This window comes from Microbacterium sp. CJ77, assembly GCF_002911615.1.
Lineage (GTDB): Bacteria > Actinomycetota > Actinomycetes > Actinomycetales > Microbacteriaceae > Microbacterium.
Window position 1 is genome coordinate 271,520 of sequence record NZ_PQBR01000006.1, and the last position, 23,451, is coordinate 294,970.

Consider the following 23,451-nt stretch of genomic DNA (forward strand, 5'->3'; position numbering starts at 1 on the left):
CATGTCCGGACAGGAGCAGCCCGACGCAGAGTCCGCGGGGGAAGACGCCGCGGACGAGGCGGCCGAGAATGCCAGGCGGGTCACCGAACTCGAGGACTCGTGGCGTCGCACGGCGGCAGAGCTGGACAACGTCCGCAAGCGGTGCGCGAGGGATCTGATCAGGGTGCGCGAGCAGGAGCGCGCATCCGTGGCGTCCAGATGGTTGCCCGTGCTCGACAATCTGGAGCGTGCCCTCGATCACGCCGCCGCCGACCCCGACCGGATCGTCGAGGGGGTGCGTGCCGTGCACGAGCAAGCGCTCACCGTGCTCGCCGATCTGGGCTACCCGCGGCGCGACGACGACACAGGCAAGCCGTTCGATCCCGCCCGGCACGAAGCCGTGAGCACCGTGGCCGACGCGAGCCTCGTGCCCGGGACGGTCGCACACGTGATCCGGCCCGGCTACGGACCCGACGGCGAGATCCTTCGGCCCGCCTCTGTGATCGTGGCGACCCGGAGCGAATGATGCCACGGGACGCCTACGAGGTTCTCGGCGTCTCCCGCGATGCCGACCAGTCGGAGATCCAACGGGCCTACCGCAGGCTCGCCCGAAAGCTCCACCCCGACGTGAACAAGGATCCCGGTGCGGAAGACCGGTTCAAGGAGCTTTCCGAGGCGTACGACGTGCTCTCGGATCCGGACCAACGGAAGCGCTACGACGCGTTCGGGCAGGATTTCCGGCGCGTCGGCCCGGATGTGGACCCGGACGCCTACCGCCGGGCGCGCGCCTATGCCGGGGCGGCTGCCGGGGGGCGGCCGACTGGCCGCGGCGGCGCCGGTCCCGCGGGCGATTACGCATACACCGGCTCGGTCGGTGACGTGGACATCGAGGACCTGCTGGGTGGCATGTTCGGCTCGCGCGGACGCGCTCGCGGCGGGTGGGGACCGGTCGCCGGATCCGACCAGGAGACGGAGGTGGAGGTCAGCGTCGAAGAGGCCTACAGCGGGACCCGGCGAACGCTGACGATCGGCGCCGCAGACGGCCCGCGCACCATCGACGTCGTCATTCCCCCCGGTGTCGTGGACGGTCAGAGGATCCGGTTGCGGGGCCAGGGCGGTCGGGGATCCGGCGGAGGAGCGGCCGGAGACCTCTACCTCGTTGTGCGGATCGCGCCGCATCGCCGGTATCGGACCGAGGGGAGGGATCTGCACGTGCTGCTGCCGCTCGCACCCTGGGAGGCGGCGCTCGGCGCATCCCTGCCCATCGAGACCCCCGGCGGCCCCGCGACGGTCCGCGTGCCCGCCGGGACCTCCAGCCACCGGCGTCTACGGCTGAAGGGCCGCGGCCTGCCGAACGAGCGGGGCAGGCCCGGCGACCTGTACGCCGAGACGCAGATCACGGTGCCGTCGGCGCCGTCGGCCGAGGAGCGCCGCCTGTTCGAGCAGCTCGCCGGTACATCGACATTCGACCCGCGGAGTCCATCATGACCGAAACGATCACAGGGACGCGGTGGCCGCTCGCCCGCCCCTACCGACTGAGCCTGGACAGCTTCGCCCGGATCACCGGGGTGCACCCCGAACTGATCCGGCGACTCGTGACGCTCGGACTCCTCGAGATCAGCCGCGACGCCGAGGGCGCGCTCTGGTTCGACCCGTCCCAGGTGCGGGAGATGGCGAGGATTCAGCGTCTGCACCTGCGGTTGGGTCTCGGCTACGCGTCGCTCGGGCTCGTGATGGACCTTCTGGACCGGATCTCCGATCTGGAGAGATCACAGCGTTCACGATCAGAGAGGGGACCACGATGGACCTGAATCGGCTCACCCAGAAGACACAGGAAGCGCTCCACGACGCGCAGACCAAGGCGCTGCGGTTCGGTCATCAGGAGGTGGACGGCGAGCACCTCCTGCTGGCGCTGCTGGACCAGGGCGAGGGTCTCGTGGCGCCCCTGCTGGCCCGATCCGGCGCGGACGTGGACCGGTTGCGGGAGGACCTGACGGCCGAGCTCGACAAGCGCCCGCGGGTCACCGGGTCCGGGGCCGAGGCCGGGAAGGTGTACGTCACGCAGCGTTTGAACCGCGTGCTGGATGCCGCCGATCAGGAGGCCCGCAGGCTCAAGGACGAGTACGTCTCCGTCGAGCACCTCGTCGTCGCCCTCCTGGATGAGGGATCGGCCTCGGCAGCGGGCCGGATCCTCGCGCGGCACGGGGTGACACGCGACGGTTTCCTCGGCACGCTGACCGAAGTGAGGGGGTCCCAGCGGGTGACGTCGGCGACTCCCGAAGGAACGTATGAGGCTCTCGCCAAGTACGGGCGCGACCTCGTCGCGGACGCCGCGGCCGGTCGACTCGAGCCCGTGATCGGCAGGGATGCGGAGATCCGTCGCACCGTCCAGATCCTCTCCCGCAAGAGCAAGAACAACCCGGTGTTGATCGGCGAGCCAGGCGTGGGGAAGACCGCCATCGTCGAGGGGCTCGCGCAGCGGATCCACAACGGCGACGTCCCCGAGGGGCTGCGTGACAGGACCGTCTTCGCCCTGGACATGGCCTCGCTCGTCGCCGGTGCGAAGTACCGCGGCGAGTTCGAGGAACGGCTGAAGGCGGTCCTCAACGAGGTCGTGGCGGCCGAGGGCAGGATCCTGCTGTTCGTCGATGAGCTGCACACCGTGGTCGGCGCCGGCGCGACGGAGGGCTCGATGGACGCGGGCCAGATGCTCAAGCCCATGCTCGCTCGCGGCGAACTGCACATGATCGGTGCCACGACGCTCGACGAGTACCGCACGCACATCGAGAAGGATGCGGCCCTGGAGCGAAGGTTCCAGCCGGTCGTGGTCGATGAGCCGAGCGTCGAGGACGCGCTGTCGATCCTGCGGGGTCTGCGGGAGCGATTCGAGGTGTTCCATGGGGTGAAGATCTCCGACGGTGCCCTGGTCGCCGCCGTCACCCTGAGCCACCGCTACATCTCCGAACGATTCCTGCCGGACAAGGCCATCGACCTCGTCGACGAGGCGTGCGCGATGCTGCGTACCGAGATCGACTCGATGCCGGCGGAGTTGGACGAGCTGACCCGGCGCGTCACCCGCCTCGAGATCGAGGATGCCGCGGTCGCCCAGGAGACCGACCCCGCCAGTGAGCGTCGGCTCCAGGAGTTGCGACGAGAGCTGGCCGACCTGCGTGCGGAGGCCGACGCGATGCGCGCCCAGTGGGAAGCGGAGCGGCAGGCGCTGCGCGAGGTGCAGGCGCTGCGGCGGGAGATCGAGCAGGTCCGCCTGGAGAGCGAGCGGGCGGAGCGCGAGTACGACCTCAACAGGGCGGCGAGCCTGCGACATGGCAAGCTGCCGGAGCTGGAGCGCCGGCTCGCGGTGGCTGAGGAACGTCTCGGGAACAAGCAGGGCGGGAGGCGCCTCCTCCGCGAGATCGTCACCGCCGACGAGATCGCGGACATCGTCGCGCAGTGGACCGGCATACCCGTCAGCCGACTCCAGGAGGGGGAGCGGGCGAAGATCCTCCGCCTCGACGAGGTGCTGCATGAGCGGGTGATCGGTCAGGAGGAGGCTGTGGAACTGGTGACCGACGCGGTCGTCCGGGCGCGCTCCGGGATCAAGAACCCGACCCGGCCGATCGGCTCCTTCGTCTTCCTCGGTCCGACCGGCGTCGGCAAGACCGAACTCGCCAAGGCGCTCGCCGAGGCGCTCTTCGACAGTGAGGAGAACATCATCCGCATCGACATGAGCGAGTACCAGGAGCGGCACACCGTGAGCCGCCTCGTCGGTGCGCCCCCGGGATACGTCGGATTCGAGGAGGGCGGTCAGCTGACGGAGGCGGTCCGCCGCAAGCACTACGCCGTGGTCCTGCTCGACGAGATCGAGAAGGCCCACGTCGACGTCTTCAATATCCTGCTCCAGGTGCTCGACGACGGTCGGCTCACGGACTCGCACGGTCGCACGGTCGACTTCCGCAACACCGTCATCATCATGACCTCCAACCTCGGGTCCGAGTACCTGCTCGAGGGGGTCACGTCCGACGGGGAGGTGGAGCCGGAGGCGCGTTCGCTGGTGATGGGTGCGCTGCGATCCCACTTCCGACCCGAGTTCTTGAACCGCATCGACGAGATCGTGCTGTTCAAGCCCCTGACGTTCGCCGAGATCGAGCGCATCGTCGACCTCCAGCTCGATGAGTTGCGGCAGCGACTGGCGGATCAGCGGATCATGCTCGAGACCACGGAGCGCGCGCGTGCGTTCATGGCGCAGGAGGGCTTCGACCCGGCATACGGCGCCCGTCCGCTGCGGCGCTTCATCTCCCGAGAGGTGGAGACGCGCGTGGGACGGGCGCTCCTGCGCGGCGACCTCGCGGAGGACGGCACGATCGTGGTCGATCTCGCCGAGGGGGAGCTCACCGTCGTGCCGAGGCGCCCCGACGACGGGCGGGTCGCGGCATGAGCGCCGTGGCGAACGGCGCGAACGCGGTCGTGGTCTGCCCCCGCTGCGGCACGAAGAATCGCGTGCCTTCCTCCGCACGTGGGGCGCCCCGCTGCGGCAAGTGCCGGAATCCGCTTCCGTGGATCATCGATTCGTCCGACGCCGACTTCTCCCGGGTCGCGGACGCGTCGACCGTGCCGGTGCTCGTCGACGTCTGGGCGCCCTGGTGCGGGCCTTGCCGCATGGTCAGCCCGGTGCTGGAGCAGTTGGCGACCGAGTTCGCCGGCACGCTGAAGCTCGTCAAGGTCAACGCGGACGAGGCGCCGGACGTCAGCCGGCGGTTCCAGATACGGGCTATCCCGACGCTGATCCTCATGCGTCACGGTGAGGTGATCGACACGCAGATCGGCGCGGCGCCCGCGCCGGCCCTGCGATCCTGGCTCACCGCCCACCTGCCCTCGGCGGACGCGGCGCACGGGCCGTCGGACGTCGCCGCAACCGAGGAGGATCGGCGATGACCTCTCTCACCGGTCCTTCAGCCCCGGATCCGCACCTGAGGTTGGTGCGGCCCGTCGGGCCGCCGCGAGCGACGGGTTGTGAGGAGTGCCTGCGTCTGGGAACGCCGTGGGTGCACCTGCGGCAGTGCCTCACCTGCGGTGAGATCGGCTGCTGCGACTCCTCCCCGATGCGCCACGCGCGCGCCCACGCCGCCCTCACGGGTCACGTCATCGTGCGCTCGATCGAGCCCGGGGAGAGCTGGAGGTGGTGCTATGCCGACGAGCAATTCGTCTGAACCCGATCCGCCCGACGCACTCGAGACCCCCGATGCGCACGGCGCGTACCCTCGGCTGGCCGAAGAGCAGGTGCTGCAGCTGTCGGCGTTCGGGGAACGCAAGCGGCTGGCACGGGGCTCCATGCTGTTCTGCGAGGGGGACCGCGACTGCGGTCTGTTCGTGGTGCTGGAGGGGCTCGTCCGGGTCGTGCAGGGGGACGAAGCACCGGGAGGATCTCGGGTGATCGCCGTCCACGGGCGGGGCAGATTCGTGGGCGACCTGTCGATGCTGACCGGTCAGGCCGTCTTCGTCACCGCCGTCGCTCAGACCGACGTCGAGGTCTTGGAGGTCCGGTACGACGGGCTGAAGGAGGCCGTCACCCGGAACCAGGCGCTCGGGGACCTGATCCTGCGCGCCTTCATCCTCCGGCGCAGCATCCACGCCGACCTCGGCATCGGCCTGAGGATCATCGGGTCGCGCCACTCGGTCGACACCCGCCGGCTGAGGGATTTCGCCAGTCGCAACCGCGTCCCGTACCGCTGGGACGACCTCGAGGAGGACCCCGAGGCCGAGCGCACCGTGCGGGCGTTCGACATTCCCCCCGACCAGACCCCCATCGTCATCTGGAAAGGACGGATGGTCCTGCGCAACCCCCGCAACGCGGAGCTCGCCGCCCTGCTGGGCCTGCGCGACGGCGCCCCGCCCCGCGATGCGTTCGACATCATGGTGGTCGGCGCCGGCCCCGCCGGGCTCGCGACGGCGGTCTCCGCGGCATCCGAGGGTCTGTCCACGGTCGTACTCGACGCGTTCGCGACCGGCGGTCAGGCGGGCACGTCGTCGCAGATCGAGAACTACCTCGGCTTTCCGGCCGGCATCTCGGGGGCCGAGCTCGCCGACCGGGCGGTCGTGCAGGCCCGCAAGTTCGGGGCGTCCTTCATGATCCCCGGAGAGGCGCGCTCGCTCGATCGCGTCGACGGCCACTTCGTCGTGCGACTGTCCGACGGCGTGCGGGTGGAGGCGCACACGGTGGTGTTGGCGACCGGCGTGCGCTTCCGCCGTCTCCGTCTGCCGGGCATGGACCGACTCGAGGGACCCAGCGTCTACTACGCCGCCACGGAATTCGAGGCGCGTCTATGCCGCGGCGACACGGTCGTCATCGTGGGCGGGGGCAACTCGGCCGGCCAGGCGGCCCTGTTCCTGGCTCGCACCGCGTCCGATGTCCATCTCGTCATCCGTCACGAGGACCTCGACCGCGACATGTCCCGATACCTCGCCGACCGGATCAGATCGGCCGAGCGCGTGCACCTCTGGACCGAGTCCGAGGTCTGCGAGCTGCGCGGCCAGCTGGGCCTCGAGGAAGTCGTCATCCGAGATGTGAAGACCGACGAGCGCAGGCCTCTGGGTGCGACAGCCCTCTTCGTGCTGATCGGGTCAGAACCCCACACGGGATGGCTCGCGGGGGCGATCGCGCTCGACGACCGGGGATTCGTGAGGACGGGCGGCGGGGGCGGGTTGTTCGAGACCTCGAGCGCGGGCGTCTTCGCGGTGGGGGATGTGCGCAGCGGCTCGGTGAAGCGGGTGGCGTCGGCCGCGGGGGAGGGGGCCGTCGCCGTGCGCCTCGTGTTCGAGCATCTCGTGCAGGCGGGCCGGAGGTGAGGGCTGGATCACGTCCTGGCGCGGGAGCGCGCAGACCTCGCCGTGTCCGAAGGGCGCTCCCCGTACTGCTCCCGATACACGGCGGCGAATCGTCCGAGATGGGTGAACCCCCAGCGGGACGCCACCTCGGTGATGTTCGCCGCCTCTGTCGTGAGCAGTTCCTCACGGACCTGCTCGAGCCTGAGGAGGCGCAGATAGCTCATCGGAGTCGCGGCCAGGGAACGGCGGAAACCCTCTTGCAGGCTTCGCGCGCTCACCGAGACCTCCGCAGCGAGTTCTGAGATGCTCCAGGGGCGGGCGAGATCGTTCCGCATGAGTTCGACCGCGTGCGTGACGGGGCGAACCCCCGGAACCGGAGCGGGACCCGCCAGCGCCGCGGAGTGATTGTGCGGCTGCGCGAAAAGCAGGCTGTGCATAACGACCTGTTCCAAGCGCTGCGTGGCGAGCGGATGCGCGAGCAGTCCACCCTCGTCGTGGGACGCGTCGTCGATCATCCGTAGCGCCTGCATCATCGTCTGTGCGCCCGGCGTTGACAGGTCGATCTCCCCGCTGAACTCGAGGGCGCGGGAGAGCTCGCGCCCGAGCAGGTTCTGCACCTCGAGCTGCAGGTGATCGCGCGAGACCATCAGCGAGAGTTGCGCGAACCCCCCGTCGGATCGAATCTCGACCGGACGCCCCGGCATGAAGATGCCCGCCGTCCGCTGTGCGCCGTGGATCGGGGAGCCGAGGCCCGCTCGCATCGTGGCGCGGCCCCCCGTCGGGATGTCGATGTGATAGTTCTCCGCCTCGGCGGTCTCGATGCAGACCGCGTCGCGGAACCTCATGTACCCACAGGTGAGTCGGCCCACCATCAGAGCGTTGAGTTGCATCTCGAAGGTGCCGGATGCCTTCGCCGCGGGGAAATCGACGGGGAGGAAGACGTCGCCGAGCACCTGGCGGGCGTGGTCGACGTCACGGCTGAACGCGACGCGGTGGGTCGCGAACATCTCGCCCGCTTGTGGTGGCATCCGGCGATCCTACGCGGCGACGGAGTGAGCACGGCCGCGGTCCGCGCACATCGGATACTGAGCCGCGCCTGCCGGATATCCCCGGCAGCAGACGCATCCATACGGTTAATCGCCATCGAGACGGTGGGACGTAAACGAACACGACGTGGAAGACGGGCATTGATCTCCCAGGAGCGCACCAGGAATCCACCGCGCATTTCGAGTACAGATGGGCCGAGGAGCGCAGCGGTGTGCCGCGACGCCGTGCTGGGGCCGATCTTCTGGGCCGCCTTCCGAGCGAGAACGCGCGAGGAGCGTGAGTGGATCTACCCGAAGGGTCCACCCGTCGTCTGCGTCCGGGGAAGGGATCCCGTCCGTATCCTCATCATCGGTGACGGCGCGGCGGCGGGATGCGGTGTGCTGATCCACGACCTGGGGATCGCGGGTTTCCTCGCCCGCGACGTTGCGCAATATTCGGGGCGCGGTGCCATCGTGATCGTCAGCGCGCAACCCGCGGCCTCGGCCCGATCGACCCTCGGCTGTCTCGCGAGCGTCGACCTCGATGGTTACGACGCGATCGTTCTCATGCTCGCCACGACCGACGCGTTCTGTCTGACCGGTCGCCGCAGCTGGCAACGCAGCATGACCGGTCTGGTCGAGGCGCTGATGTCCGCGCGGTGCGCGTCGGTCTTCGTGACGAGCACCGCGAGCATGCACTTGACGAGGTCGATCTCGCCCTTCGCTCGTATGCTCACAGGTCGTCACGCGCGGATGCTCGACGGTGAGACGGAACGCATCTGCAGCCGGCTGGGTGTCCCGATGATCACGTTGACCGCCGTGAACGATCTCACGTCCCGCACGTATGCGACATGGGGGCACCGGATCGGGACGCACATCTACCCGGCTCTCCGTCGTTGAGAGCATCCTGTTGCCGTCGACGTCGCGAGGGCGCTGCGTCGCGGTGGGCCCCGTGGGGCTCGAACCCACGCAAGGCTAGTGGCAGCATGTCGTCCTTTGTTCAAAACCCTGAAAACATGCGGATTTCAATTGTGCTCGAATGGACTGAATCAGGTCGTTTTCGTTCAGTTGTTGTCAGATTGTTGTCACGCGCACGGTCTTCGGCGACCCGCTTAAGTGTGATGTATCAGGACATGCCTGACGATTCTGCATCAGGACATCTCTGACAGTCGATGTATCAGGACATCGCTGACGTTAGAGGGTCTTGGTGGGTCCGGGTCGGCGGCCGTTGCTGACGTATTTGGTGCCGGGTTTGGGCCAGGGGTGCTCGATGATCAGGGTGCCGCGGAGGTCGAAGACCATCACGGTCTTGCCGGCGTCCATGACGCAGACTCTCTGCTCGGCGAAGGCGCGACCGATGCCGAATCGGATGCCGCGGAACTCGACTGCGCCGGTGTTGCCGACCAGCTTGACCCGGATCTCCTCCGAAGGCGCCGGGAGCGGTGCCCGTGGGGCGACAGGGCGGGGCGGTTCGGTCCTCGAAGTGGCGTCCCAGGCGGCCCGCGGCGTGATCCGGCCAGGAAGTGCTTGGTGGGGTCGTTGGGTGTTGTAGATGAGGTCGAAGTCGTCGACCTGAACTTGCAGCAGTTCGAGGGTGGCCGCGAGGGGCTGCTTGTCGAGGTAGCGGAACAGGGTCTGGTGGAAGCGTTCGTTCTTGCCCTGCGCGGTCGGTTTGTAGGGCTTCCCGGTGATCGGTTCGACGCCGAGAGAGCGCAGGTAGGCGACCAATTGACCGAGCACTCCTCGTCGGGACGGGTTCAGTGCGGCACCGTTGTCGGAGAGGAGCCGCTGCGGGACACCGTAGGCGGTGATGCCCTTCTTCACCACGATGATCGCGGCTTCGGAGGTTTCGCCTGAGGCGACGTGGGAGGCGATGGCGAGGCGGGAGTGGTCGTCGATGAGTTGGAAGATCACGCATTTGCGGCCGCCGGTGAGGACGTATTCGGTCGCGTCGAGCTGCCAGCATGCGTTCGGCGCGGGATAAACGAATCGCCGGTAGGAGGAGCGTGGCTTCTTCCTCGGCTCGGTCTTCGCGACACCGGCGTCACGGAAAATGCGAGACAGCGACGCCGTCGACGGCACCGGCTCCATCCCGAGCGTCCGCATCTTGTCGTGAACACTGATCGGACCATGGTCAAGCCCGGACTGTTCCAACGCCGCCCGCACCGCAATCGCCTGCGCGGTGACGTCCTCGGTGAGTTTGCCCGGGCTGTGGTTCGGGCGTCTGGACCGCGGCTCCAACGCAGCGGCCGACCCCTCCGAGGCGGCACGTCTCCGGATCGCGTAGAACGTCTCCCGCGAGATCCCATGCTCGAAGCAAAACGTCGTCACCGCCCCGCGCGGAGCATCCGGAGGCCACTGCGTGATCGCGAGGCGGACACGGGGATCAACAGGCTCAACGCGGCTCATCCCTCACACATAGAGGGAGAAGTGTCAGGACCACACAGCCCAGAAGCGTCAGAGATCTATTGATGCGCGAACGTCAGAGATGTCCTGATAGATCACAGGCGACCCGCTTAAGCAGGACTCCTGACGCCATTTGTGAGCGGGGTGGCTCAGGGCGCTTGACCTGTTGGCCGACGCTTCAGCGACCTGTTGATCGACGCTGCGGCGACGACGCCGCCATCAGCTTTCGTGGTCACCAGCGGCCTTCCCCGCCCCCGGCGTCGACGCAGACGGCGTGCGCCGCAGCAGCGAGGCGAGAACCCCGGCCCTGAGAACGGATTGCTCGCACGCCGAGCGCGGGGCGGGAGGGACGATTACCATCGAAGTAGGAGGTGAGATCTCGGTGATCGCTCTCGCGCGGTATCTGCGCCGTAGCCCGCACGGGCTGGGTAGATCTGTGCTGCTGCTCATCGCGCTCACTGCCGCGCTGATCGTCGGGCTGCTCGCCATGCACGTGCTGACTTCCTCTGCCGTGCACGCGGAGCCTGTCGCCGCCGTGTCCCTGCAGGAAGTCGGCGCCGCTCACGGCCATGATGCGCCGCCGGCCGACGATGGCTGCCCGGGCTGCGGTGGGCATGACGCCATGCTCGCGATGGCGTGCGTGTTGGCCCTGTTGGTCGTGTCGCTGCTGTTCCTGCTGCCTCGCGCCGGTATCTCCTGGGGTGTCGCGTTCGGCCGGGCCGGCCCCCTTATGGCGGCCGTTCAAGCGGCGATACCGCGACCACCGTCTCTTCTCGTTCTTTGTATCAGTCGTACGTGAAGGTTGTTCGCTGACCCGATGAAGGTCAGCTGAGCTTCTGCGCGCGGTCATCCTGACCGTGCGCGCCACACAGACGACTGAGGAGAACCAATGAACAACCGTGCCGCGGCGACCGCTGCAATTACCCTGACCGCACTGCTCGCTCTCGCCGGCTGTGCCGGCACCACCGGCGCAGGTGGAATGGACAACATGCCCGGAATGGGCTCATCGGCTTCCGCATCTACGGCGGCCGACGTGAACGACGCCGACATGCAGTTCACGATGATGATGATCCCGCACCACGAACAAGCCGTGGAGATGGCCGACATGATCCTGGCGAAGGAGAACATCGACGAGCGCGTGATCACGCTGGCTGAGCAGATCAAGGCCGCGCAGGGCCCGGAGATCGAGCTGATGGAGTCCTGGCTTGATGAGTGGGGCACGCCAATGGGTGACATGGGCGGGATGGATCACGGAGGGATGATGTCGGAAACCGACATGCAGGCCCTCGAAGACGCCACCGGGGCGGAGGCGTCCCGCCTCTTCCTGGAGCAGATGATCGTCCACCACGAGGGAGCGATCGAGATGGCGCAGTCCGAGGTCGACAACGGTGGGAATGCCGATGTCCTCGCGCTCGCTGAGGCCATCATCGCTTCGCAGACCACAGAAATCACCACGATGGAGGACATTCTCGCGACGCTCTGACCGCTAGGGGCTGGCCGCACCCGACGGCCGGCCCCTGGCTCAGGGAGAACGCAACTATGAAGACAACTACACGCACCCTCGCCGCAATCGGCTTGGCCACGACACTCACCATCACAACCGCCGCGTGTGCTGCGGCGCCCGACGGTGCAACATCGCTCGATCTCATCCCGCACGTCCACGACGTTGCTTTCGACGCAGACGGTGCGCTGCTGGTAGGCGCACATACCGGCGCGTACCGGGTCGACCCCACCTCAGAGGAGGTGTCCCTGGTCGGAGGTGTCAGTTTTGATGCAATGGGCCTCACGGTACAGGCGGGCACCCTCGTCGCCTCTGGCCACCCCGCCCCGGACAATCAAGACGACACCTTCATTGCGCCGAACATCGGCCTGGTCCGGCACACCGACACGGGCTGGGAGCAAGTTTCCCTGGCAGGAGTCACCGACTTCCATATGCTCGCCGCCACCCCCGCCGCGCCGGACTTCCTCCTCGGGCTGCCCTCGGACCGGCCTGTTTTGGCGGCAAGCATCGACGCCGGGCAGACGTGGACGGACATCGGGTCGCTGACGGCGCGGGACATCAGCATCGACGCCATGAATCCCTGGGTGGTCACCGCCACCACCCCGGACGGTTTGATGGTCAGCCGCGACGCTGGACTCACCTTCGCGAACGTCGCAGACTCACCATCCCTTCTGGTCATTGCCGCTGATCCCACGGTGGAAGAGGGCATCATCGGAGTCGCTACGGACGGCACCATATGGGCTGGCAGCACGATGGAAGGGGTGGTCTGGAACACCGTCGGGAAAGCCATCGGGGAGGCCGCCGCGATCTCCGTCAGTTTCGACGGCGCTGTAGCAATCGCTGATGGCGGCGGAGTCCGCGTCACCACGGATGCTGGCAACACTTGGCGGACTGTCATCAGGACGGACGACTCACGATGAGCGCGACGATGCCGTGTCTCCTCGGCTCAGACGGGTGCATCACGGCTTCGGTGCAGATCCAACCGACGCGGTGCGTCGCGCCCGAACACGTCCGGGATTGACGCGACGGCCGGGGGCTGAGCGGCAAGCCAGCCCCCGGCCGGGACGAGATGAGTCAGCTGACCCCCTTGCCGGTGCCGGCCTACTTTTTGTTGATGACGGCGTCCGGATTGAGGTCCAGCCGCCGCAGCAGCTGGGCGTTGAGGGCTACCACGATCGTGGACAGCGACATCAGGATCGCGCCGACAGACATAGGCAGTACGAACCCGATCGGGGCGAGGACGCCGGCGGCGAGGGGGACGGAGATGAGGTTGTAGCCGGCTGCCCACCATAGGTTTTGTGTCATCTTGCGGTAGCTGGCTCGGGACAGCTCGATCACTGAGACCACCGACCGGGGGTCGTCGCTGGCGAGGATTACGCCTGCGGAAGCAATGGCGACGTCTGTGCCCGCGCCGATCGCGATTCCGACGTCGGCTTGGGCGAGGGCGGGGGCGTCGTTCACTCCGTCGCCCACCATCGCGACCTTTCGGCCTTCGCTTTGCAGCTGCTTGACCTTGGAGGCCTTGTCTTCGGGGCGGACGCCGGCGAAGTACCGGTTGATGCCGAGCTCGGCGGCCACGGACGCGGCGACGGCTTCCGCGTCCCCGGTGATCATGACCACGTGAACGCCGCGTTCCTGCAGCGCGATGATGGCTTCTCGGGATTCCGGGCGGATCTCGTCCGCGAGCCGCAAGGCGCCCGCCACCGTCCCGTCGATGAGGACATGGAGGATGATCGCGCCTTCATCGCGCCACTCGTCCGCGATGGGTAGCTCGGTCGCTTCTTCCTGCTCGAGAAGGTACGGGCCGCCGACCTGAATGATGCGCCCGTCTACGAGCGCGCGGACGCCGACCGCGGGTGACGACGCGAAGTCGCTGGAGCGAGGGATGGCGAGTTGCTTCTCGTGGGCGGCGTTGACGATCGCGCGGGCGAGGGGATGCTCGGAGTCGATCTCGGCGGAAGCCGCCAGAGCAAGCAGTTCGTCCGTTTTGGTGCCGTCGATGGGGTGGATGGCAGTGACGGCGGGGGTGCCCTTGGTGAGGGTGCCGGTCTTGTCGAACAGGACCGTGTCGATGGTGCGCATGCTCTCCAGCGCCAGTCGGTCCTTGACCAGTACGCCGGCGCGGGCGGCGCGCTCGGTGGCGATGGACACCACCAGTGGGATCGCCAACCCCAGGGCGTGGGGGCACGCGATTACCAGCACGGTGATGGTGCGCACGACAGCCATATCGGGCTGTCCCACGACGGTCCACACGATGGCGGTGATGGCCGCGGCTCCGAGCGCGAACCAGAACAACCACCCTGCGGCGCGGTCTGCGAGACGCTGCGCGCGGGAGGAGGAGTTCTGCGCTTCGGTGACGAGCTTTTGAATCCCAGCGAGGGCGGTGTCCTCACCGACCGCCGTGATCACTACTCGGACCCCAGAGTCGGTGGCTACGGTCCCGGCAATCACCGGGTCCCCGTCGCTGCGTCGCACCGGTCGGGACTCGCCGGTGATCATGGACTCGTCCATGCTTGCCGAGCCCTGCACGATCCGGCCATCCGCCGGCACGCGCCCGCCGGGTCGGACGACCACGACGTCTCCGACCTGCAGGTCTGCGGGGGCGACGGTGACGGTGCTGTCGCCGTCGACCTTCTCGGCCTCATCCGGCAAGAGGGCGGCGAGGGAGTCCAGAGCGGAAGTGGTCTGGGCTAGGGATCGCATCTCGATCCAGTGGCCCAGGAGCATGATGACGATCAGGAGCGCTAGCTCCCACCAGAAGTCCAGCTCGTGGTGCAGCAGCCCCACGCTCGCACCCCAGGAGGCGACAAATGCGACAGTGATCGCGAGGGCGATCAGCAGCATCATGCCGGGTTTGCGGGCGCGGAGCTCACCGATGGCGCCCGTCAGGAACGGGGCACCGCCCCACACGTACATGGCCGTGCCCAGGACCGGGGACACCCACCCCACCCATGCGATGTCCGGGAGGGGGTAGCCGATCAGCATGGAGAACATCGTGGAGAATCCCACCACCGGGACGGCGAGGATCAGCATGATCCAGAACAGCCGGCGGAACCTTGCCACATGGTCGCCGTGACCGGCGTGACCGGCGTGACCGGCGTGGCCGCCATGACCGGCGTGACCGGCGTGGCCGCCATGACCGGCGTGGTCGCCATGGTCCGCGTGACCGTGCCCCGAGTGCCCCGAAGCTGGCGCTTCGTCATCGCCGTGCGCGGAGTGGTCCATCGCGGCGTGTTTGTGCGCGACAGGCGTCGTAGCGGACGCGGCGGCCTGATCGTCTCGGTCCACAGATTCAGGGAAATGATCGTGCTGGCTCATGTGAGCCTCCTTGTTTGCGTTGCGTCGAAGTGTTGTAGGCCTAGTTGTCGGCCAGGGCGTATCCGGCTTCTTCGATAGCTGTTTTGACCGCGGAAGCGTTGATCGGCGTCGAGCTGTGAATGGTGACGCGGGATGCGCCGCCGGCGTGTAGGTCAACGGTGACGTTCTCAACACCCGTGAGGCGGGTCAGCTCCTTGGTGACGCTGGACACGCAGTGCCCGCATGTCATCCCGGAGACGAGAAGTTCTTCCGTCACTGCCGGGGTCACAGCGATCGGGCTGTCGGTGGCTGGGGATGTCGCCGTGGAACAGCAGGAGCAGCTGGCGGCAGTGCTTTCTTTCAGACCGAGGTCGATGGGGTCAGTCATGGGGATGTCCTCCGATGGGTGCGTGGGTGTTTAGGAACGGACCAGACGCGCGATCGCGTCGTTGGCTTCACGGATCTTCTCTGCGGCGACCTGGCCGCCTTCGGCAGATGCCTCCGCGACGCAGTGACGCAGGTGATCGCCCAACAGAGACAGCGCAACCGTCTCCAAGGCCTTCGTCGCTGCGGACACCTGGGTGAGGATGTCGATGCAGTACTTGTCCTCTTCGACCATCCGTGCGATACCGCGCACCTGGCCCTCGATGCGCCGCAGCCGCTGTTGGAGATCGTCCTTGTTTCCGTCGTACCCGTTCATGTGGATACCATACCCCCCTAGGGTATAGAAGCGATACGAGACCGACTGTATTCCCCCAGCCACGCATCCCGCCTTCAATACACGCTCTACTTAATTCAGAATCTCCTGTATTGTGCAAACATGGCTGCTGCGATCACTTCTGCCACGGCGACGCATACCGCCGCGCTTGCCCGGCTGGGACACGCGCTGTCCGATGCCACCCGCACGGGCGTGCTGCTGGCGCTTCGGGAAGCTCCCGCCTACCCGTCGGATTTGGCTGATGCGCTCGGAGTCTCTCGTCAGGTGATGTCCAATCAGCTCGCGTGCCTGCGCGGCTGCGGGCTCGTAGAGGCCGTGCCGGACGGTCGCCGCACCTGGTATCGCCTCGCGGACTCCCACCTTGCCCCCGCCTTGGACGAACTGCTGCGGGTTGTGCTTTACGTCGAGCCCGGATGCTGTGCCGGAGAGAGCTGCACTTGCGCGTGACTACCGCTGCTCCCGCGATCGCCGAGGATCGCCGGCACATCCTGCAGCGCCGGATCCGATGGATCGTCACCGCGACCATCGCCTACAACCTGGTCGAAGCTGTCGTCGCGATCACCGCTGGCGCAGTGGCGTCCTCGGCGGCGTTGGTCGGTTTCGGGTTGGACTCCACGATTGAAGTCCTTTCCGCGGCCGCAGTCGCGTGGCAGTTCACCCGCCGGGACCCGGAGCGGTGGGAGAAGGGAACGCTGCGCGTCATTGCGGTCGCGTTCTTCGCCCTCGCTGCGTACGTGACCGTCGCGTCCGTTCTTGCATTGGTTGGTCGAGTCGACGTCGAGCATTCGACGCTCGGCATTGTCATCACCGCTCTCAGTGTCGTCATCATGCCGTTCCTTTCCGTGGCCGAGCGTCGGGCGGGACGTGAGCTGGGATCCGCCACCGCGATCGCGGACTCCAAGCAGACCCTGATCTGCACCTACCTCTCCGCGGCCGTACTCGTCGGCCTGGTCGTAAACAGCCTGTTCGGGTGGTGGTGGGCCGACGCGGTCGCCGGCCTCGTCATCGCTGCGTTCGCGATTCGGGAAGGTACCGAGGCTTGGCGCGGCGACGCCTGCGCAACGTCGGTCGGCATGCTCCTCGAGGAAGGCCACGAGGGCGTTCAGGGCCGCGACCATCACTGAGCTCTCGGCGTTCGACCCTCGGACTAGTCCGGGCAATCCCTGGTTTGAGGCCGCCGCGCGCTCGGGATGAGTGTAATATCCGCGTATGAGCGCAGATAAGCAGAAATGCGGCTATCGATCGGATAGTTCGTATGTGGAGCTTGCGGTGGAGGTATTCGGGATGTTGGCGGACGCCACAAGGGTGCGGATCATCCTTGCTCTGCAAGGCGCAGAGGAGCTGTCCGTGAACAGCATTGCTGAAGCGGTCAAGAAGTCACCGGCCGGGGTGTCGCAGCATCTGGCAAAGCTGCGTCTTGCGCGCATCGTTGCGACCCGGCAGGAAGGGCAGAAGGTGTTCTACCGGTTGGAGAACGAGCACGCTTCCAGACTGGTCGCGGACGCCATCTTCCAAGCCGAACACTCGCTGGGGGGCACTCCGCGCCACCATCATGCGGATCGAGTCGGCGAATGACAACCGGCCACGAGCACAATGACACCCACCGGCACGAACGCGGTCACGGTGGCCATGACCACCGTGACCGCGACCACGCGCACGCCGATCATGACCACGGACACGGCAGCGATCACAGTCATCCAACAGGGTTCAAGGGGTTCGTTTACGGGCTGTTCGTGCCGCACTCGCATGACGCCGCGGACGCCATCGATGATGCGATGGAGGCGAACAGCTCCGGCATCCGGGCGCTGAAGATCAGCCTGCTCATCCTGCTGGTAACGACCGTCCTGCAGGCGGTGGTCGTCTTCTTCAGTGGCTCCGTCGCGCTGCTCGCCGACACGATCCACAACTTCTCCGACGCACTCACTGCCGTCCCGCTGTGGGTGGCGTTCATCCTCGGCCGCCGCGCGGCGTCACGCCACTACACGTACGGCCTCGGCCGCGCCGAGGACCTCGCGGGGTTGTTCATCGTGTTCGTCGTCGCCCTGTCCGCGATCGTCGCCGCCTGGCAATCCATTGACCGCATCATCCACCCGCAGCCGCTGACCAATATCGGCTGGGTGATCGCCGCCGGAGTGATCGGGTTCCTCGGCAACGAGATCGTCGCCGTGTACAGGATCCGCGTCGGACAGCGGATCGGCTCCGCCGCCTTGGTAGCTGACGGTATCCACGCCCGCACTGACGGATTCACCTCGCTGGCCGTCGTTGCCGGTGGGATCGGTGTGCTGCTCGGCTTCCCCCTCGCTGACCCCATCGTCGGGTTGATCATCTCCGCCGCGATCTTCGTCCTCCTCATTGGCACCGTGCGCAGGATCGGCCGCCGTCTGCTTGACGGAGTGGAACCCGAGTTGGTCGACAAGATCGCGCACGCGCTCGACCACGTCGACGGCATCGACCACGTCGATCGGATCCGGCTGCGCTGGAACGGACACCGCCTCGAGGGAGACGCGATACTCGCCGTCGAGGCCACCGCATCCCGTCAGCAGATCGACGCCATCAGCGCCGACGCGAATCGCAGCGTCCGTGCCCATCTCCCGAACGTGGACGAGTTTCTCGTCAGCGTCCATAGTCCCGAGGACGGACACGCACCTCGTTGATCCGCGTCAGTGTCCTAACTGCGTCAAGCCGATTCCCGTGGGCGATGTGCACTCCGCAGTCTGGTCGTGCGTGAACTGCGAATTGATTCGAACCACCGAGCCTGTCTAGCGACTGCATCTCGACGGGGCCACCTCGAAGCGACCGGTTACTCGAACCAAGTCTCCAGTTCTTCACGTCCAGACCCAAGCGCGCCAGAACAACGCGAGCGACAAACGAGCAATGCACGCAGGCACCATGCCTAGCGGTGACACATCTACGCATGTACTCTTGCCCTATGCGCGGAGGACTCGAGCGGTGGAAGCGGGGAGTGGACTCCCGCGGAGTTCGGAACGCGATCGCATACGCGCTCGAGGGCACCTGCGACGCGCACCTCCAACACTCCAAAGGTGCAGAGGCGCTCGAGGCCTACAGCGAGTCCGGCGACTCGTCAGTGTCGAGACTGGTCGTTGAGCGCGGCATGATTCGTTCGGATGAACTGTCGGCGGACGCACTACGAGTGTGGCTAAGTGGGCGTGACCCGGCCACCGGCGATGAGCGCGGCAATCCGCTTCTGCGCCCAAATGCAGACCTGCTCCTGGACGGCACGTTGAATCACCCGAAGTCCTACAGCGTTGCCGCTTTGCTGCATGCGGACCTCGCGACGGAGTTCGAGGCACTCCAGGACCGACTGCGCGACCGCATCCTCCTTCTGTGGCAGCGAGAGCTGAACGCCCGCCGCGGTCACGGCGGATTGATCCGCGAGTCCATCGTCCGGCTCGAGGTTGTCGAACTTCAACATCGCCGCTCTCGCGCGTTGGACCCACACGCGCACCGACACCTCTGGCTGAACATCAAAGTCCAAGGCAACGACGGCAAGTGGACCAACGTCGATTCGCGTGTGGCGATGAAGTTCCACACGATCATCAACGCCGAAGGAGAGTTGGCCGCGCGCACCGATCCGCAATGGGTCGCTGCCCTCGCCACGCATGGGTACTCCATCGGCGCCGACGGAGAGATCGCGGAACTAGCGACCGCCGTGCGACCACTATCGCGACGGTCCGCGCAGATCGAAGCCAACCGCGCGCGGCTCATCGTCGAGTGGACCGCGGCGCATCCAGGAGCCCATCCAAGCCTGGCCGTGCTGACGCAGATCGACCGGCGCGCGTGGGCGCTCTCACGACCCAACAAGCCCGTCCACCTCGACGAGGAGGACTGGGAGTCAACAATCCGCGACGAGCTCACGGCGATCGACCCGAAGCTGACGAATGCGAGACTTCCGCTCCCGTTCACAGTCGTCGACCTCGCCGGCCTCGACATCGCCTCGCTTGCCGGTGCCGCCGTCGCGGACGCGGATGAACGCTCGCGAGCATCCAGCGGCCGGTTCAGCCGATTCGATCTACGCGCCGGCGCGATCCGTGCCCTATCCAGATCCGGCATCGTCGCCGACCGCGACGCCCTCGACAGCGTCATCGACGACATCGTTGCTAGCGCCGCGCATCTCGTCGCAAGACTGACGACCGCCCGGAATGTCCCCGGACACGTGAAGACGCTCATGGCTACCGACACGATGCGGTTGAAGATCCGATTGGCCGGTCGTTTCGACGCAGTGGCCACCGCCGGGCATTCGCTCACGCCTGGCGAGCTGAAGCGAGTGACAGTATCCGTTGAAGGAGCCGAACGCCTCGACGCTTCACAGGTAGCTGGCGCCTGCGCGATCGCCGGCACCTGCGGACTGGTCACGGTCACCGGCCCCGCCGGAACAGGCAAGACGACCATGCTCCGGGCCGCACTTGCCGCCCTGACCAATCAACACCGACGGATGATGGTCGTCGCGCCGACCCGGAAAGCTGCCTCTGTCGCGGCACGAGAGACCGGCGCCGCCGCCTCGAGCCTGCACGCATTGCTTCACGACTATGGCTACCGGTGGACGCAGAAACCTGGTGAACCACAGATCTGGACACGTCTGCAGCCTGGCGACATCGACCCGATGTCCGCGACGCGATACACCGGCCCGCACAAGTTCGCATTGATGCCGCGCGATCGCATCGTCGTTGACGAGGCCGGCATGGTCGACCTCCAGACCGCGGCAGCCCTCGCCGAGATTGCTGTCGAAAGGGGTGTCGGCGTCGCAATGGTCGGCGATCCTCATCAAGCGCTCCCCGTCGGCCACGTCGGCGCCATGGCGACCGCGGTAAGACACACGACGGCCAACGTCGAACTGGACACCGTGCACCGATTCACGGACCCCGAGTACGCGGCCCTCACGGTGCAGCTGCGGAACCCACGTGACAAAGCCCACGCGCTGCAGATCGCGGACAGCCTTCATGCCCAAGGTCGGGTCATCCGGGTCGAGAGTGCAGACGGCGCTCGCGCGGCAATCGTCGAGCGATATCTGAGCACGCGTGCGCAGCGCGTAGCGGTCGTCTGTGGAACAAACAGCGAGGCCGACGCGATAAACGCATTGATTCAGCAACGCCGTGTTGACCGCGACGAACTCGATGCGACGACGCTGGCGTGGGGGATGGGGGAGCAGCGGCTCCTCCCCGGCGACATCGTGCAGACCCGCCGGAACGACTCTCGGACCGGAGTCGAGAATCGCGCCTCATGGATCATCGACCGCATCCACCCCGACACCATCGACCTCGTCTCGCCCGCAGACAGTGGCGAACGTCGTCGCGTCACCCGCGACTATGCCCTCGAACATGTCCAGCTCGCCTACGCATCGACCGTGCACGGCATCCAAGGAGACACTGTCGACAGCGCCATCGTCGGCCCAGACGTGGACGCCGCTGGCCTCTACGTCGGCCTCACCCGAGGTCGTCGCCACAACATCGCCATCGTCATCGCACGAACAGACGTCGCGGCGAGAGATCGCCTCGCGCAGACGATGCTGCACGGCACCACCGAAGTCACAATCAACGAATCAATACACGCCGCACATGCCGAACTTGCACGCGCGGCGCGAGACCGCGCAACAGGACCCGTCGGGCATGGCGACCTCAAGGCCTCGCAGATTTCCCTAGACCGGTAGGCCACTCTGCGATGCGTATCCATGTCAGAAACACGCATCTCTGTGACAAGATGTGGAGGTGACAACGCAGAGCGTGAGATCGCGTGGCCAGAGCATCGTCGTTGCCCCGGGCATCTCCCTGAAGCCGATCATCGAAGGGTCGGTCGGTGTCGGCCCCGTCGACATCAGCGCGCTCGACGGAACTGAGCGCGCGCGAGCTTCCTTCCGCCTCGAGTACTCCCCCCACGCCGGCCGCTACGAGATCGCGTCCTTCGGCATTGATCGAGGGATGCTCCCACTCGAGGTAAGCGGCGCCTTCCTACGCACCGTTCGCGTCCACTCCATCGTTCGACGCAGTGTCTTGCGATCTCTACCTCTGTGGACATTCCCCGTCTCGATGCTTCGCGAAAGGCGCCGGTTGGGCACATTGCCGAACCCCGTCGAGTTCGAGCTGAACCGCGTCGACTCTCTGCTTCTCACGGCGTTGGTCTACCGGATGGCAGAGATCGCCGACGAGAACCCCGTCGAGGCAGTCGCCGAAACCCTGGGCTTGAAGCTGCGGACCGCGACGAACTGGATTGCTCGGGCACGCGCGGCGGGCCACATGACCACCACCATGGAACAGGCAGCTGTGCGCAAAATCGCGATGGGCCTGATCGAGGCGATGGGGCTCGAACTCGACGTCAGCGAAAAAGAGCACCAGCGATTCTTGGACTCCCTGCGGAAGGAAGAGTAGGAGCAGGCCGTGGGCAGCATCCATCCCTACACATCAGCGGCGGGCAAACGCGTCTATCGGATCAGCTACCGCAAACCGGATGGCCGTCAGGCGACGCAGCGCGGATTCCGCACCAAACGCGACGCCGAAATGCGCCTGGCCGAAGTCGAGATCTCAAAGAATCGCGGCGCGTTCGTCGATCCGGCTGATGCTCGCATCACGATCGGGATTCTCGGGGAGGAGTGGATCTCCTCGCGTCGCGCCGACCTCAAACCGTCAACCTTCCGCAGCACGGAGTCTGCGTGGCGCATCCACGTTCGCCCGAAATGGGATTCCCGCCAGGTCGGCGGGATCCGACACTCCGAGATCCAAGCCTGGATCGCCGGTCTGTCGGCGACCCACAGCCCGACAACCGTGCGGCGTGTACACGAGGTGCTCGCAGGGATCCTCGACGTGGCGCTGCGGGATCGACGCATAGCGGCGAATTCTGCGCGCGGAGTGAAGCTCCCGCGCAAGACTTCGAAATCGCGTGCCTATCTCACCCACACCCAGGTTGCGGAGCTGGCTGGCGAGTCGGCTCGACCCGAACTGGTCGTGTTCCTCGCCTACACCGGGCTGCGGTGGGGTGAGGCGACGGGCCTGCGCGTCCGGCACGTGGATCTCAACCGGCGTCGCGTGAGCGTGGAGGAGAATGCCGTCGAGGTCGGGAGCTTTATCGAGATCGGCACTCCCAAGACCCATGAGAAGCGCCAGGTTCCCTACCCGGCGTTCTTCGCCGAGACGATGAGGCGGCTGGTCGCTGGAAAGAGCCGCGACCAGCTGGTGTTCGGTGACGGGCGCATCCACGTCCGCCGACCGAAATCGACCACTGGGTGGTTCAACAGCGCCGTCGTCCGAGCCCAGGTGAACTCGGTCGCCGCGATCGAGCGGGCTCTCGACGCGGGAAGGGAACCGCCGCCGCCGTTCCCACGGGTCACGCCACACGATCTGCGACACACCGCGGCGTCGCTCGCGATCTCGGCCGGAGCGAATGTGAAGGCTGTACAACGGATGCTCGGACACGCATCCGCGGCGATGACTCTCGACACCTACGCCGACCTGTTCGATGACGACCTCGACGCCGTCTCTGCGGCGCTTGACAACGCGGCGATCTCGTCGGGTGTTGTCAGATTGTTGTCACGCGGCAGTTTTGGCGGAGCGTAGACCGCCGCGATCCCAGTCGAGAGTAGGGATCGCGGCTGCTGAAACGCGGTGGGCCCCGTGGGGCTCGAACCCACGACCCGCGGATTAAAAGTCCGATGCTCTACCGACTGAGCTAGAGGCCCGTATCCCACCAGCCTACTG

22 protein-coding genes, 1 tRNA gene and 1 pseudogene are annotated in these 23,451 nt (G+C 66.7%); 18 read left to right on the forward strand and 6 right to left on the reverse strand.

Translation table 11 applies throughout. The annotated features are described in order from the left end of the window. The first annotated feature begins 1 nt into the window (after nt 1). Genes C2868_RS02020 through C2868_RS02050 form a run of 7 tightly spaced genes read left to right on the forward strand, consistent with a single transcriptional unit; the run spans nt 2 to nt 6,822 of the window. The gene (locus C2868_RS02020) at nt 2-505 is read left to right on the forward strand and encodes a nucleotide exchange factor GrpE (RefSeq protein WP_103662822.1); all 504 of its coding nucleotides are present in this window, start codon (nt 2-4) and stop codon (nt 503-505) included. Then, nucleotides 505-1,467, forward strand: coding sequence for a DnaJ C-terminal domain-containing protein (locus C2868_RS02025; RefSeq protein WP_103662823.1), 963 nt, complete (start codon nt 505-507; stop codon nt 1,465-1,467). Before C2868_RS02020 ends, C2868_RS02025 begins: the two co-directional genes overlap by 1 nt. Further along, nucleotides 1,464-1,790 (forward strand): chaperone modulator CbpM, encoded by a 327-nt coding sequence (locus C2868_RS02030; RefSeq protein WP_103662824.1) that lies wholly within the window; start codon nt 1,464-1,466, stop codon nt 1,788-1,790. The genes C2868_RS02025 and C2868_RS02030 overlap by 4 nt, the downstream gene beginning before the upstream one ends. Then, complete coding sequence (clpB, locus tag C2868_RS02035; protein WP_103662825.1) at nt 1,781-4,414, forward strand: ATP-dependent chaperone ClpB; 2,634 nt, start codon at nt 1,781-1,783, stop codon at nt 4,412-4,414. Before C2868_RS02030 ends, clpB begins: the two co-directional genes overlap by 10 nt. Continuing rightward, a complete protein-coding gene (trxA, locus tag C2868_RS02040; RefSeq protein WP_103662826.1) occupies nt 4,411-4,911 on the forward strand; it encodes a thioredoxin in 501 nt (166 codons plus the stop codon). Before clpB ends, trxA begins: the two co-directional genes overlap by 4 nt. Next, entirely contained in the window at nt 4,908-5,186 is a 279-nt protein-coding gene (locus C2868_RS02045; protein ID WP_103662827.1) for a UBP-type zinc finger domain-containing protein, read from the forward strand. The genes trxA and C2868_RS02045 overlap by 4 nt, the downstream gene beginning before the upstream one ends. Further along, complete coding sequence (locus tag C2868_RS02050; RefSeq protein WP_103662828.1) at nt 5,164-6,822, forward strand: FAD-dependent oxidoreductase; 1,659 nt, start codon at nt 5,164-5,166, stop codon at nt 6,820-6,822. Before C2868_RS02045 ends, C2868_RS02050 begins: the two co-directional genes overlap by 23 nt. An 8-nt stretch (nt 6,823-6,830) precedes the next feature. On the opposite strand, the gene C2868_RS02055 is transcribed toward C2868_RS02050, so the two are convergent. Continuing rightward, on the reverse strand, nt 6,831-7,829 hold the full coding sequence (locus tag C2868_RS02055) for an AraC family transcriptional regulator (RefSeq protein WP_103662829.1): 999 nt from the start codon (nt 7,827-7,829) through the stop codon (nt 6,831-6,833). 228 nt (nt 7,830-8,057) lie between these two features. Here C2868_RS02055 and C2868_RS02060 point away from each other — a divergent pair, with 228 nt between their 5' ends. After that, on the forward strand, nt 8,058-8,726 hold the full coding sequence (locus tag C2868_RS02060) for a hypothetical protein (RefSeq protein ID WP_103662830.1): 669 nt from the start codon (nt 8,058-8,060) through the stop codon (nt 8,724-8,726). Between the two features lie 251 nt (nt 8,727-8,977). Here the strand turns inward: C2868_RS02060 and C2868_RS02065 are convergent. Further along, nucleotides 8,978-10,157, reverse strand: a pseudogene (locus C2868_RS02065) (DDE-type integrase/transposase/recombinase). Between the two features lie 511 nt (nt 10,158-10,668). On the opposite strand from C2868_RS02065, the gene C2868_RS02070 reads away from it, so the two are divergent. The 3 genes from C2868_RS02070 (at nt 10,669) to C2868_RS02080 (ending at nt 12,653) form a co-directional block, all read left to right on the forward strand. After that, nucleotides 10,669-11,031 (forward strand): DUF6153 family protein, encoded by a 363-nt coding sequence (locus C2868_RS02070; RefSeq protein WP_146047987.1) that lies wholly within the window; start codon nt 10,669-10,671, stop codon nt 11,029-11,031. A gap of 90 nt (nt 11,032-11,121) precedes the next feature. Beyond that, nucleotides 11,122-11,715, forward strand: a complete 594-nt coding sequence (locus C2868_RS02075; RefSeq protein ID WP_100811819.1) for a DUF305 domain-containing protein — start codon at nt 11,122-11,124, stop codon at nt 11,713-11,715. Between the two features lie 56 nt (nt 11,716-11,771). Next, entirely contained in the window at nt 11,772-12,653 is an 882-nt protein-coding gene (locus C2868_RS02080; protein ID WP_100811818.1) for a hypothetical protein, read from the forward strand. Nucleotides 12,654-12,834: 181 nt separating this feature from the next. Here the strand turns inward: C2868_RS02080 and C2868_RS02085 are convergent, their stop codons facing one another. Genes C2868_RS02085 through C2868_RS02095 form a run of 3 tightly spaced genes read right to left on the reverse strand, consistent with a single transcriptional unit; the run spans nt 12,835 to nt 15,730 of the window. After that, a complete protein-coding gene (locus C2868_RS02085; protein ID WP_374935750.1) occupies nt 12,835-15,051 on the reverse strand; it encodes a heavy metal translocating P-type ATPase in 2,217 nt (738 codons plus the stop codon). Between the two features lie 40 nt (nt 15,052-15,091). Next, entirely contained in the window at nt 15,092-15,418 is a 327-nt protein-coding gene (locus C2868_RS02090; protein ID WP_100811817.1) for a heavy-metal-associated domain-containing protein, read from the reverse strand. A 30-nt stretch (nt 15,419-15,448) separates the two neighbouring features. Next, nucleotides 15,449-15,730, reverse strand: coding sequence for a metal-sensitive transcriptional regulator (locus C2868_RS02095; RefSeq protein ID WP_100811816.1), 282 nt, complete (start codon nt 15,728-15,730; stop codon nt 15,449-15,451). Between the two features lie 120 nt (nt 15,731-15,850). Here C2868_RS02095 and C2868_RS02100 point away from each other — a divergent pair, with 120 nt between their 5' ends. The 7 genes from C2868_RS02100 (at nt 15,851) to C2868_RS02130 (ending at nt 23,310) form a co-directional block, all read left to right on the forward strand. Further along, complete coding sequence (locus C2868_RS02100; protein ID WP_100811815.1) at nt 15,851-16,195, forward strand: helix-turn-helix transcriptional regulator; 345 nt, start codon at nt 15,851-15,853, stop codon at nt 16,193-16,195. Beyond that, complete coding sequence (locus C2868_RS02105) at nt 16,162-16,872, forward strand: cation transporter (RefSeq protein ID WP_100811814.1); 711 nt, start codon at nt 16,162-16,164, stop codon at nt 16,870-16,872. The genes C2868_RS02100 and C2868_RS02105 overlap by 34 nt, the downstream gene beginning before the upstream one ends. An 85-nt stretch (nt 16,873-16,957) precedes the next feature. Further along, nucleotides 16,958-17,323 (forward strand): metalloregulator ArsR/SmtB family transcription factor, encoded by a 366-nt coding sequence (locus C2868_RS02110; RefSeq protein WP_181003318.1) that lies wholly within the window; start codon nt 16,958-16,960, stop codon nt 17,321-17,323. Further along, nucleotides 17,320-18,402 (forward strand): cation diffusion facilitator family transporter, encoded by a 1,083-nt coding sequence (locus tag C2868_RS02115; RefSeq protein ID WP_103662833.1) that lies wholly within the window; start codon nt 17,320-17,322, stop codon nt 18,400-18,402. Before C2868_RS02110 ends, C2868_RS02115 begins: the two co-directional genes overlap by 4 nt. 275 nt (nt 18,403-18,677) lie before the next feature. Then, nucleotides 18,678-21,413, forward strand: coding sequence for an AAA family ATPase (locus tag C2868_RS02120; RefSeq protein WP_100811811.1), 2,736 nt, complete (start codon nt 18,678-18,680; stop codon nt 21,411-21,413). A gap of 397 nt (nt 21,414-21,810) precedes the next feature. Beyond that, the gene (locus tag C2868_RS17185; RefSeq protein ID WP_146047988.1) at nt 21,811-22,128 is read left to right on the forward strand and encodes a hypothetical protein; all 318 of its coding nucleotides are present in this window, start codon (nt 21,811-21,813) and stop codon (nt 22,126-22,128) included. A 9-nt stretch (nt 22,129-22,137) separates the two neighbouring features. Continuing rightward, nucleotides 22,138-23,310, forward strand: coding sequence for a site-specific integrase (locus tag C2868_RS02130; protein ID WP_100811809.1), 1,173 nt, complete (start codon nt 22,138-22,140; stop codon nt 23,308-23,310). 49 nt (nt 23,311-23,359) lie between these two features. On the opposite strand, the gene C2868_RS02135 is transcribed toward C2868_RS02130, so the two are convergent. Next, nucleotides 23,360-23,432, reverse strand: a tRNA-Lys gene (locus C2868_RS02135). Between the last annotated feature and the right edge of the window lie 19 nt (nt 23,433-23,451).

Coding starts and splice junctions, on each gene's coding strand:
- C2868_RS02020 (WP_103662822.1), top strand. CDS start 2: ATGTCCGGACAGGAGCAGCCCGACGCAGAGTCCGCGGGGGAAGACGCC.
- C2868_RS02025 (WP_103662823.1), top strand. CDS start 505: ATGCCACGGGACGCCTACGAGGTTCTCGGCGTCTCCCGCGATGCCGAC.
- C2868_RS02030 (WP_103662824.1), top strand. CDS start 1,464: ATGACCGAAACGATCACAGGGACGCGGTGGCCGCTCGCCCGCCCCTAC.
- clpB (WP_103662825.1), top strand. CDS start 1,781: ATGGACCTGAATCGGCTCACCCAGAAGACACAGGAAGCGCTCCACGAC.
- trxA (WP_103662826.1), top strand. CDS start 4,411: ATGAGCGCCGTGGCGAACGGCGCGAACGCGGTCGTGGTCTGCCCCCGC.
- C2868_RS02045 (WP_103662827.1), top strand. CDS start 4,908: ATGACCTCTCTCACCGGTCCTTCAGCCCCGGATCCGCACCTGAGGTTG.
- C2868_RS02050 (WP_103662828.1), top strand. CDS start 5,164: ATGCCGACGAGCAATTCGTCTGAACCCGATCCGCCCGACGCACTCGAG.
- C2868_RS02055 (WP_103662829.1), bottom strand. CDS start 7,829: ATGCCACCACAAGCGGGCGAGATGTTCGCGACCCACCGCGTCGCGTTC.
- C2868_RS02075 (WP_100811819.1), top strand. CDS start 11,122: ATGAACAACCGTGCCGCGGCGACCGCTGCAATTACCCTGACCGCACTG.
- C2868_RS02080 (WP_100811818.1), top strand. CDS start 11,772: ATGAAGACAACTACACGCACCCTCGCCGCAATCGGCTTGGCCACGACA.
- C2868_RS02085 (WP_374935750.1), bottom strand. CDS start 15,051: ATGAGCCAGCACGATCATTTCCCTGAATCTGTGGACCGAGACGATCAG.
- C2868_RS02090 (WP_100811817.1), bottom strand. CDS start 15,418: ATGACTGACCCCATCGACCTCGGTCTGAAAGAAAGCACTGCCGCCAGC.
- C2868_RS02095 (WP_100811816.1), bottom strand. CDS start 15,730: ATGAACGGGTACGACGGAAACAAGGACGATCTCCAACAGCGGCTGCGG.
- C2868_RS02100 (WP_100811815.1), top strand. CDS start 15,851: ATGGCTGCTGCGATCACTTCTGCCACGGCGACGCATACCGCCGCGCTT.
- C2868_RS02105 (WP_100811814.1), top strand. CDS start 16,162: ATGCTGTGCCGGAGAGAGCTGCACTTGCGCGTGACTACCGCTGCTCCC.
- C2868_RS02110 (WP_181003318.1), top strand. CDS start 16,958: ATGAGCGCAGATAAGCAGAAATGCGGCTATCGATCGGATAGTTCGTAT.
- C2868_RS02115 (WP_103662833.1), top strand. CDS start 17,320: ATGACAACCGGCCACGAGCACAATGACACCCACCGGCACGAACGCGGT.
- C2868_RS02120 (WP_100811811.1), top strand. CDS start 18,678: ATGCGCGGAGGACTCGAGCGGTGGAAGCGGGGAGTGGACTCCCGCGGA.